Here is a 10,153-nt window from a genome sequence, read left to right on the forward strand (position 1 = left end):
CCTCTTTCAGACGGCCTAATTCATTATTTTCCGCTACAATACCCCCTTTCCCCCAACGAACACCGTCCATGTACGACAATATCCGCTTCCATCTCGACGAAGACTATCCCGACCAGCTCCCACCCGAAAACGCCGCCACCCATATCGGCATGTACTGGCAGTGGGCGGCGCATGCAGGCCTCGTCAACCCCGTCTGGCAAACCGCCCCCGAAACCGCGGCTGACTTCGCCGCCATGGCCTCGGGCAAAATCAGCGGACGGCACTTTCTGCTCAAACACATGGACGGCGCATTAACGGCGGACGACTTTACCGAACTCGGCCAACGGTTTACCGAGTTCTACTACACCGACGAAGAAGACGGCTACGGCGCATTTATGGAAGACTACGTCCTCGCCCTCGACACGCCCTCGCTCGGCGGCTTCTACCACGTCAAAAACACCCCGGAAACCTTCGCCAAACTGACACCCGTTTTTCAGACGGCCTTTGAAAAATGGCAAAGCAGTTTGAAAGCAGAAAAATATTCGAAAGAATCCACACAATGAAGCCGAACTATTCTATCGACATTGCTATTAACTGCTTCCGTCCAGGAGGAGGCATGGAAAGCTACACCTTCGACCTTGTCCGTGGTTTAAGCGCACACGGCCTCAAACCTACAGTCTTTGCTGCACAAATCGATACAACGGTTCCTGAATACCGCCAAGTTGATACGCATCACGTCAATCAAAAAAAGATTCCAAAAAAGTTGCGCCCTTTTTTCTTCAGTATGCAATTGGCCAAGCTTCGGCAAAACAGAAATATTCCCCTTATTGCCTGCAATCCTAGTGATTATGCTGATATCTTTGTCTGCGGCGGTACACATTTAGGTTACCTGCACAACATGGGTAAAACCCCAAACTTACTTGATAGACTCATCATTCGGCGTAACCGTACCAACTACTCAACGTCAAAATTGATCATGGCGCATTCACACCTAATGCAACACGAGTTGATCAACCTCTATGGGGTGCCTTCTGAAAAAATCCGTGTTATCCATCCACCTGCCGATACTGCACGCTTCTACACCAAACCGGAAGAAATTCCTGCAACTCGTGCGAGATACGGATTCAAAGACGACGAAACTATTTTCCTATTTCCATCAACCGGACATACCCGAAAAGGCTTGGATTTATTAGCAGAATTTTTCGAGCATACCGATTTACCCATCAAACTGGCTGTTGCCGGATCGCCCTTACCTCGACCAATGAACAACGTTATTGAGCTTGGTTTCTGCAAAAATATGCCTGAACTTTACCGAGCTGCTGACTTCACTATCATGGCATCACTGTACGAACCATTCGGACTGGTTGGCATAGAATCTATTTTGTGCGGAACCCGAGTTGTTTTCTCCGACAATATGGCATGTACCGAAGTCATGAACGAAAATGCAGGCTTCTTTTTCTCACGTCAAAACCCAGAAACACTGGCACAAGCCATCACTAAAGCGGTTTCTCTCAAACAACAGGGAAAACACAAAATTACCTCTCCTATGCAGGCATTAACCTATAATCCCACCTTAGCACATCATATCGACCAGACTCTCAATATACTGTACTGAAAGATATCAGAATAATACTTCACTAAAGATATTGAGAGCTTTAAAACACAGATTGAAATCAATGCGGGTAATAAGGATAAGTTAGAAATCAGAAAGGCTGTGCCATTAGCCAAATGAAATATCTCCGAACATAGATAACAGTAGAATATGCAGGACATCCGCATGTAATATTAGAAGTAACGGGTTCTTTGATAATACAGTTAATGCTCAATAAGCTGCCAATCAAGCACTTGCTCTAACTACAACAAAGCGAAGTAGCAGCTATTATGACTTTAGAGTTTTACTGAAAATGCTCACGAACAATCCCCTAAATATCTTGGTAGAAATTTAGGAATTTGAGGGGCTTTTACAAAGACCTCAAAACAGTCTTTATGTTACAAAACTTGATTTTCAAACTACAAAAAGACGGGCATTCTTGCCCGTCTTTTTATGGAAACTACACTACATATTATATAAACAAATGATGTATGGTTACGTAGATTCTCGTTGTACCTCTTTTTCTAGAAGCATACGTCTTATCATTTAAGTTAAATGCCTAACGTACAATTTTCAGGATACTATACAAGTAATTTCGGTAATCATTAACAAGCTTACTATTGTAACAATCTTCAAGCCTACCATTGCTTAAACTTCGCATGGTCATATTTGCTTTCATGAAATTGTCTGTAGGAGAAAGACCTGCCACATTCATTAACATTCCTCCAGCAAAAGCAAGGTCAAGAAAATCCTGTTCTTGTCTAAATCCCGAGGTAATATTACTTCTAACCACAATTTGCGTAATATAGTCAGGATAAGCAAAATTTCCTTTTTTCTTAGGAGAAACACCATCAAATGATGCCTGATGGTCACCGAAATAAGCAAACACAAACGGTTTGTTACGTTCATGCAAATAATGGTTAAAACTTTCTGTCGCTTTATCCAAATCGACAATACGCTCGATATAGTCGTTGATTGCAGAAATAGTTTTCATATCTAAATCTGGAGAGTCCAGCCCAAACACATTATCCATGTCTGTCCTGTAAGGCCCATGTTCTTTCATAGTCAAAATATAGACGAACATCGGTTGCTGTACATCTGCTAAACTAGGATGACGTTTTTCTAGAATCATCCGCGCATATTGCATCATTTCTTCGCTAGAAATGTGCCATAAATTTTTGCCCATCGGGGCAGGATACCCCAAATCTTGAGGCTGTAACATAAGATCAAAACCAAAATGATCATAGGCGGCTTTGGCATTATAGTTACCCTTAGTAAAGGGCGACAAAGCTACACAAAAATAACCATGCTCACGCAAATTTCGGATAAGCCCAGTCTGTAAATGTGGCACCACTGAATAAAATACCCCGCTAGCCAATGCGCCAAAGTCAGTAGACGGCACACCTGCTAAAAACGCAAATTCAGATTTCCATGTTGCACCACCAAACGTATGTACGCGCAATGGAGAAGCAAACACGGTATCCATCTGCTGCTCAAACATCCTTAATTTAGGAATATCGGCTGACGTGAAATCAAATTGATGTGGATTAAGCGTCGATTCCATCAGCGTAATGACAATATCGGGTTTTTCCAATGTTTCAGGATATATGTTTTCAGTTAACAGTTTCTCAGCAAATTCCTGTCCATTACCTTCAAACATCGGCACTTGGAAAAATACTGCCCTGCAAGACATCGGCAAATTTAAAAATACATCCCTACCATCATCTGGCAACGAATCCAGCCATGTTCTAACTGCTCCAGGATGCTTTGAAAAATACCACATTGCAAAAAATGACATTATGAATATGATTGCACCAGTATACTGCCACACTATATCCATAGGCTCCGCATCGTACCAACCAAACACGGCGTAAACAATCAATACCATTAATCCCAGTACGCCAACGATGGCTTCTTTATAATGAAACAATGTCTCCCAGTTACGCCAATCGACGATGAGTCGGAAGTCTGAAATCAATAATGGTTGTTTATAATAATGAATTTTTAATCTATGAAACAAAGCAAACACAACAAAACATACTGATACAAAATTCAACGCTCGTTGCCACTGCCCTGTAAACATCAACATACCAGCTGCCAAAAACATAAATAGCATTGAAGCAAAAAAATAGGTCCACCGATAGTGCGACTTTATAATCAGTACTACTGCTACTGAAACAAACAAAAATAGGAAAATATAAGCAAACATGACGCTATCCCCTTATTAATAGGCTTCTATCAGCACACAATCAGAAGAATTCTTAAAACAAGACGGCATAATAACACAGCGTAGGCACACTCTTTAATCTTTAATATAATATTGACCCTCACTATCTAAAAAAACACCATGAAACTCATCATCCTCGACCGCGACGGCGTCATCAACCAAGACCGCGATGATTTCGTCAAATCCGTTGACGAATGGATTCCCATCGAAGGCAGCATGGATGCCATCGCCTTTTTAACGCAGGCAGGCTACACCATCGCCGTGGCCACCAACCAATCCGGAATCGGCCGCAAATACTTTACCGTGCAAGACCTGACCGAAATGCACGCGAAAATGCACCGCCTTGCCGTTCAAGCAGGCGGTACCATCGACGGCATTTGGTTTTGCCCGCACACTGCCGCCGACAACTGCGAATGCCGCAAACCCAAGCCCGGCATGATTATCGACATCATCGAACGCTTCAAGGCCAATGCCGCCGAAACCTGGCTGGTCGGAGACAGCCTGCGCGACCTGCAAGCCATTGATGCTGCAGGAGGCAAATCCGCGCTCGTTCTGACCGGCAAAGGCAAAAAAACGCTGGCCCAACACGAGCAAGAACTGCCCGAACACACCCAAGTCTTCGACAACCTGCTCGCTTTCTCGCAATACATCATGCGTGAAAACACACAAATCGAAGAAGCCGCGCAAGCCATCCTATAAACGACAAGGCCGTCTGAAACCTGCCGACAACGGCGTTCAGACGGCCTTCAAACGACAGACTTTTCCCCGATATGCTGATTATCCGCAACCTGATTTACTGGTTCATCCTTTCCTCTAGCATTATTTTGCTGTTCCCCTTTATGCTGCTTGCCCTACCCTTCCAAGGCGGTGCGCACAAAATGGCGCAAGTTTGGGTGCGTATCCTCAACTGGTCGCTCAAGCACATCATCGGTTTGAACTACACCTTAAGCGGCGCGGAAAACATTCCCGACCACCCTGCCATCATCTGCGCCAAACACCAAAGCGGCTGGGAAACCCTCGCTCTGCAAGAGATTTTTCCGCCGCAAGTCTATGTTGCCAAACGCGAGCTCTTCAAAATCCCTTTCTTCGGCTGGGGCTTGAAGCTGGTTAAAACCATCGGCATCGACCGCAGCAACAGCCGCGAAGCCAACAAACAACTCTTAGAACAAGGCCTTGCGCGTAAAAACGAAGGCTATTGGATTACCATTTTCCCCGAAGGCACACGCCTGTCGCCCGGTGAAAAAGGCCGCTACAAGCTCGGCGGCGCGCGCATGGCAAAAATGTTCGAGATGGACATCGTCCCCGTCGCACTCAATAGCGGCGAGTTTTGGCCGCGCAACTCCTTCCTCAAATACCCCGGCACAGTCAGCGTCATCATCGGCAAACCCATTGCCCACAACAACGGCAATGAAGCCGAACTCATGGCCCAATGCGAGCAATGGATCGAAAGCCAACAGCCCCTGATTACCGGACAAGGCCCATTCGCGCCCAAAACCAAATAAATCATTCCATCGGGTGGGCCGCTATGCCCGCCCTTTTCATGCCGTCCAATATTTTTCTCAACATCATGCCCCACCTCCATACCCACACCCTTTCAGATGGCCTCACCATTCATATCCAGCTCAAACGCAGCGCCAAGAAAAACCTCATCTTGCGCCCCGTTTCCGCCGATACCGTCAGCATCAATATCCCTCCGTTTGTTACCCAACGCACCTTTACCCAATGGCTGAACGACAACGAAGCCCTCCTGCGCCGTACCCTAAACAAAACACCGGCCCGACAAACACCCACCGACACGCTTCCCGAATGGATTTGGTATCAAGGCGTTCAGACGGCCTTGTCCGTCCACGCAGCAAACCACATCCAACTTAGGCCGTCTGAAATTCTGTTGCCCGAAAAAGAAACCGCCGCCCAACTCACCCATTTGCACCGCTTCCTGCACGAGCGTGCGCGCGAGTATCTGCTGCCGCGCCTCGAAGGCCATATCCGAACCACCCGCCTTACCCCGAGCGCCATTTCCCTTTCCAACGCCAAAACCTTCTGGGGCGTTTGCCGCCACACTACCGGCATCCGCCTCAACTGGCGGCTCATCGGCGCGCCCGAATATGTCGCCGACTACGTCTGCCTGCACGAACTCGCCCACCTGCGCCATCCCGACCACAGCCCTGCGTTTTGGGCTCTAACCCACTCGTTCACACCGCATGTCGACCAAGCCAAACAATGGCTGAAGGCACACGGTGGCAAATTGTTCCTTCTCGGCTAAGCCTTTACTTTCAGTATTTTTCTGCAAGCAAACACCAGCCCAAAGCAAAGAATCAACGCCCTCCAAACAAGTAATGTAGCCGCGCGTAAAATCAGGTTTATCCGCTTGCCGCCCCTCAGGCACGCCGATAAGATGATTTCGTTCTCAAAACCCTTTTCAGAAAGGAAAACCGATGACCAAAGCAAAATCGTTACTGGCCACCGGCATTTTAGCTCTTTTCTCCGCCACGGCATTCGCCTCCCCGCTGCCTTCCGAAATCTACCGTCCGGCAGGCGCGCACACCATCAAAGCCGATCATCAAGGCAACGGCGAATTTGAATACGAAGCCGAAATTTCCGGCCGACACAATTCCATTCCTTCTCTGGCCAAAAAAGTGATCGCCCACGCGCGCAGCAAAGGTTTCCATGTGGTTGAGTCTGAAATCAAACACGACGATGCCGATCTGAAATTCAAACGCGGCAAACAAGAGCTGGACGTTTCCATCGAAGACAAAGGCCAAGGCCGTATCGAATACAAAGCCGATTTGGATTTGGACTTGGACCAAAACTAAATCCGACTCGCAAATAAAGGCCGTCTGAAATCCCATCGGGTTTCAGATGGCCTTTTGTCGTCTTTATCAGATATAATGGCACTCGGTTTGTAAAATTTCCGACTCAAAACATTGTACAATCTGCCCACTTATACCGATAACATCCCAAACATTGCCATGAAAAAACGTCTGCTCCTCCTCGCCATCCTTCCCCTTTCCCTTCACGCCGCCGATGTGCCGCCTGATGTGAAACCCGAGCTTCAAGTCAATACAGCCGAACCCCAACAACCCGAAACGCACAACATCCCTGCCGAGCAGACAAACAGGCCGTCTGAAAAAATCATCAACGTCGATGCCGATACCCTGCTTGCCAACACCGAATTACTGGCACGCGCCATGTATTCCGCCGTCGTCGCCCACAACATCCCCGGCATCAAAGCCGTTTTGCCCATTTACGAACAATGGCCAGAACACGACCGCGCCATGGCACGCTATGCCAAAGGTTTGCTTGCCCAATCCGAAGGACGCGCCGCCGAAGCCATCGGCCATTACCGCCGCTTTATCGCCGAGCAACCCGATGCCTCCGCCGTCCGCTGGCAGCTTGCGACCGCCTTGTTTGAAGACAAACAAAACGAAGCCGCAGCCGACCAGTTCGACAAACTGCAAACCGAATCCCTCCCGCCTGCCTTGCAAGAACGCATCGAAACCTACCGCAAAGCCCTGCGTGAACGCGACTCATGGCAATTCAATGCCGGCTTGAACATCACGCGCGAACAAAACATCAACCAAGCCCCCGGCCAACGCCGTCTGGGCAACCACCTGAACGATGAACAATGCCGCGCCGTGCGCCTTGCCTATCCCGACGACGACTGCTTCCGAGGCTGGACATTCCCCGAACCCATCGATGCCACTGCCATCCATTACCAAATCGGCGCAGAAAAAAAATGGTCGCTGCCCCGCGGCTTCTATGCCACGGCAGGCGCAGACCATTACGGCAAAATCTATCCCAAACACACCAACTACAACGACCTCACCACACGCTTTTCGGCAGGCATCGGCTATGCCGACCAGCGCAACGATATCGGCATGACCCCGTTCCATGAACGCCGCTTCTACGGCAACGACCCCTACACCTACACCAACGGCGCACGCCTCCACTACAACCATTGGTGGCAACCCAAGCTGCAAACCCTCAGCGCATTTGAAGCAGGCCGTCTGAAAAACGGCCGCCGCGAGCATTCCAACAACACCAGCCAACTGCTCAGCAACTCCATCGTGTACTACCGCAACGCGCGCCAATACTGGGTAGCCGGTATCGACCTCTACCGCGAACGCAACCGCGACGACAAAAGCGACAGCTTCAACCGCTACGCCCTGCGCACCACATGGGGGCAAGAGTGGCCCAAAGGCCTCTCCACCGTCCTACGCCTCAGCGCCGCCCAACGCCGTTACCAAGCCCCCGCCTTCTTCAGCAACGAACAAAACCGCCGCGACAAAGAAACCTCCGCCTCCCTGAGCGTATGGCACCGCGCCCTCCATTTCAAAGGTATCACCCCGCGCCTGACCATTGCCCACAACAAAACATGGAGCAACGACAAGTTCTACGAATACGGCAAAACCAAAATGTTTGTCGAATTGAGCAAAACGTTCTGACAAATAGAACCAATCTGTGAATAAAGCAAAAATGCCTGTCCTGCATACTGATTTACAAGACAGATTCAAACTTTTACAGATACCGGATAAATAGATTTTTAAGGCATAATTTCTTATTAAATTCATATTTATCAAATAGATGAAGTTTAAGCCGATATTACTTTACAACGTAACGTACAACACTACATAACGCTACAAAGAAATCAGGCCGTCTGAAACCCGACTTGGCGTTTCAGACGGCCTGAGTATTCGTATCATATCCGCTTACCTCTTCAGAAAGTATGATGATGAACGCCCTAAACAAAACCCTCTTATCCGTTTCTGTCGCGCTGGGATTGAGCGCCTGCGCTTCCGTCAAAACCGCAGACACCTACGACCTAGACTTCTCCAAACAAAAATACACCGAACAAAGCATCGAAGTGAACGGTCAAGCCATCAAATTCCGCGCTTACGAAGGCGTGGTTTACGTCCGCAATCCTGTCGATACCCGTTACGAAATCATCAATATTTATGTACCCGAAGCCTATTACAACGGCGGCGAGATAGACGGTTTCAACGCCGAAACCGCACCGATTTTCCTGCCCAACCAAATCGGCGGCTATATGCCGGCCGAACCGGGCAAACCCGCTTTAGAAGGCAAACGCGGCGAGCCTGAAGACGGCCAAAAATCGCCTAACACCGCCCTGGTTGCGCTCTCCAAAGGCTACGTCGTCGCCTCCCCTGGCGCACGCGGCCGAACAGAACCCACCGGCAAAGCACCTGCCGCCATCGTTGATTTGAAAGCCGCCGTCCGTTACCTGAAAGCCAACGACAAAGTCATGCCCGGCGATGCCGAAAAAATCATTTCCAACGGCACAAGCGCAGGCGGCGCGATGTCCGCCCTCTTAGGCGCAACAGCCGACCAAAAAGATTACGAAAACCACCTCAAAGCCTTAGGCGCGGCAGACGGCAGCGACAAAGTTTTCGCCGTATCTGCCTACTGCCCGATTACCGATTTGGATCATGCCGACATGGCTTACGAATGGCAGTTCAACGGTATCAACGACTACAAAAAAATGAACATTTCCATGCTCGACTACCGCGTCAAACGCGAGCTGGTCGCAGGTACACTGACCGATGACGAGAAAAAACTGTCCGACCTCCTCAAACCCCTATACCCCGCATACCTCAACAGCCTGAACCTGAAATCCCCCGAAGGCAAACCCCTGACGTTGGACGCCCAAGGCAACGGCAGCTTTAAAAACCATATTGCCGGTTTAATTGCCAAATCCGCACAAGCCCAACTTGATGCAGGCAAAGACCTGAGCGACCGCACTTGGCTGACCGTCCGCAAAGGCAAAGTTGTCTCCGTCGATTTCGATGCCTACGCCAAAGCCGCCGGCCGCCAGAAAACACCGCCGGCCTTTGACGGCGTAGATTTAAGCACAGGCGAAAACCAACTCTTCGGCACCAATACCGTCGACAAACGCCACTTCACCGCGTTCTCCATGCAACACAACACCGCCGCCAACGCCGAAATCGCAGATGAAGAAACCATCAAAATCATGAACCCGCTCAACTACATCGGCAAACCGGGCGTGAACCTGCCGCAAAACTGGCGCATCCGCGTCGGCACCAACGACCGCGACACCTCACTAGCAGTCTCCGCCATCTTAGCCGCCAAACTGCAAAACAACGGCCAAACCGTCGACTACGCCCTGCCTTGGGATGTCGGCCACGGCGGAGATTATGACTTAGACGAACTGTTTGCCTGGATAAAACAGGTCAGCAGCTCTGCAAAATAAGCGTTCCAACATGGATTGAGATGAGATTTGGTATCCCGTTTTAATTAAAGAAAGGCCGAGACCTTTGCAAAATTCCCCAAAATCCCCTAAATTCCCACCAAGACATTTAGGGGATTTTCCATGAGCA

The 10,153-nt window shown here is 49.1% G+C and carries 9 protein-coding genes; 8 read left to right on the top strand and 1 reads right to left on the bottom strand.

Annotated features, from left to right (window positions below; translation table 11 throughout):
* The first annotated feature begins 68 nt into the window (after positions 1 to 68).
* Positions 69 to 542, top strand: coding sequence for a DUF7832 domain-containing protein (locus ACTHS4_RS09655; RefSeq protein ID WP_440365847.1), 474 nt, complete (start codon positions 69 to 71; stop codon positions 540 to 542).
* Positions 539 to 1,594 (top strand): glycosyltransferase family 4 protein, encoded by a 1,056-nt coding sequence (locus ACTHS4_RS09660; protein ID WP_440365849.1) that lies wholly within the window; start codon positions 539 to 541, stop codon positions 1,592 to 1,594. The genes ACTHS4_RS09655 and ACTHS4_RS09660 overlap by 4 nt, the downstream gene beginning before the upstream one ends.
* Before the next feature lie 535 nt (positions 1,595 to 2,129).
* Here ACTHS4_RS09660 and ACTHS4_RS09665 read toward each other — a convergent pair.
* On the bottom strand, positions 2,130 to 3,779 hold the full coding sequence (locus ACTHS4_RS09665) for an LTA synthase family protein (RefSeq protein ID WP_440365848.1): 1,650 nt from the start codon (positions 3,777 to 3,779) through the stop codon (positions 2,130 to 2,132).
* 138 nt (positions 3,780 to 3,917) lie between these two features.
* Between ACTHS4_RS09665 and gmhB the strand changes: the two genes are divergently transcribed.
* The 6 genes from gmhB (at position 3,918) to ACTHS4_RS09695 (ending at position 10,026) form a co-directional block, all read left to right on the top strand.
* Positions 3,918 to 4,496 carry a D-glycero-beta-D-manno-heptose 1,7-bisphosphate 7-phosphatase gene (gene gmhB, locus ACTHS4_RS09670; RefSeq protein ID WP_107792245.1) on the top strand — a complete coding sequence of 193 codons (579 nt, stop codon included), beginning with the start codon at positions 3,918 to 3,920 and terminating at the stop codon, positions 4,494 to 4,496.
* 71 nt (positions 4,497 to 4,567) lie between these two features.
* The gene (locus ACTHS4_RS09675; RefSeq protein ID WP_070826336.1) at positions 4,568 to 5,299 is read left to right on the top strand and encodes a lysophospholipid acyltransferase family protein; all 732 of its coding nucleotides are present in this window, start codon (positions 4,568 to 4,570) and stop codon (positions 5,297 to 5,299) included.
* 65 nt (positions 5,300 to 5,364) lie between these two features.
* Entirely contained in the window at positions 5,365 to 6,060 is a 696-nt protein-coding gene (locus ACTHS4_RS09680; RefSeq protein ID WP_070826356.1) for a M48 family metallopeptidase, read from the top strand.
* A gap of 172 nt (positions 6,061 to 6,232) precedes the next feature.
* Positions 6,233 to 6,610: a hypothetical protein gene (locus ACTHS4_RS09685; RefSeq protein WP_070826335.1), complete on the top strand. Its 378-nt coding sequence runs from the start codon at positions 6,233 to 6,235 to the stop codon at positions 6,608 to 6,610.
* Between the two features lie 156 nt (positions 6,611 to 6,766).
* On the top strand, positions 6,767 to 8,242 hold the full coding sequence (locus tag ACTHS4_RS09690) for a surface lipoprotein assembly modifier (protein ID WP_070826334.1): 1,476 nt from the start codon (positions 6,767 to 6,769) through the stop codon (positions 8,240 to 8,242).
* A 287-nt stretch (positions 8,243 to 8,529) separates the two neighbouring features.
* Complete coding sequence (locus tag ACTHS4_RS09695; RefSeq protein ID WP_210402772.1) at positions 8,530 to 10,026, top strand: subtype B tannase; 1,497 nt, start codon at positions 8,530 to 8,532, stop codon at positions 10,024 to 10,026.
* Positions 10,027 to 10,153: the final 127 nt, after the last annotated feature.

This window comes from Neisseria sp. P0014.S009, assembly GCF_051958155.1.
GTDB lineage: Bacteria > Pseudomonadota > Gammaproteobacteria > Burkholderiales > Neisseriaceae > Neisseria > Neisseria flavescens_C.

Coding starts and splice junctions, on each gene's coding strand:
- ACTHS4_RS09660 (WP_440365849.1), top strand. CDS start 539: ATGAAGCCGAACTATTCTATCGACATTGCTATTAACTGCTTCCGTCCA.
- ACTHS4_RS09685 (WP_070826335.1), top strand. CDS start 6,233: ATGACCAAAGCAAAATCGTTACTGGCCACCGGCATTTTAGCTCTTTTC.
- ACTHS4_RS09655 (WP_440365847.1), top strand. CDS start 69: ATGTACGACAATATCCGCTTCCATCTCGACGAAGACTATCCCGACCAG.
- ACTHS4_RS09680 (WP_070826356.1), top strand. CDS start 5,365: ATGCCCCACCTCCATACCCACACCCTTTCAGATGGCCTCACCATTCAT.
- gmhB (WP_107792245.1), top strand. CDS start 3,918: ATGAAACTCATCATCCTCGACCGCGACGGCGTCATCAACCAAGACCGC.
- ACTHS4_RS09665 (WP_440365848.1), bottom strand. CDS start 3,779: ATGTTTGCTTATATTTTCCTATTTTTGTTTGTTTCAGTAGCAGTAGTA.
- ACTHS4_RS09690 (WP_070826334.1), top strand. CDS start 6,767: ATGAAAAAACGTCTGCTCCTCCTCGCCATCCTTCCCCTTTCCCTTCAC.
- ACTHS4_RS09695 (WP_210402772.1), top strand. CDS start 8,530: ATGAACGCCCTAAACAAAACCCTCTTATCCGTTTCTGTCGCGCTGGGA.
- ACTHS4_RS09675 (WP_070826336.1), top strand. CDS start 4,568: ATGCTGATTATCCGCAACCTGATTTACTGGTTCATCCTTTCCTCTAGC.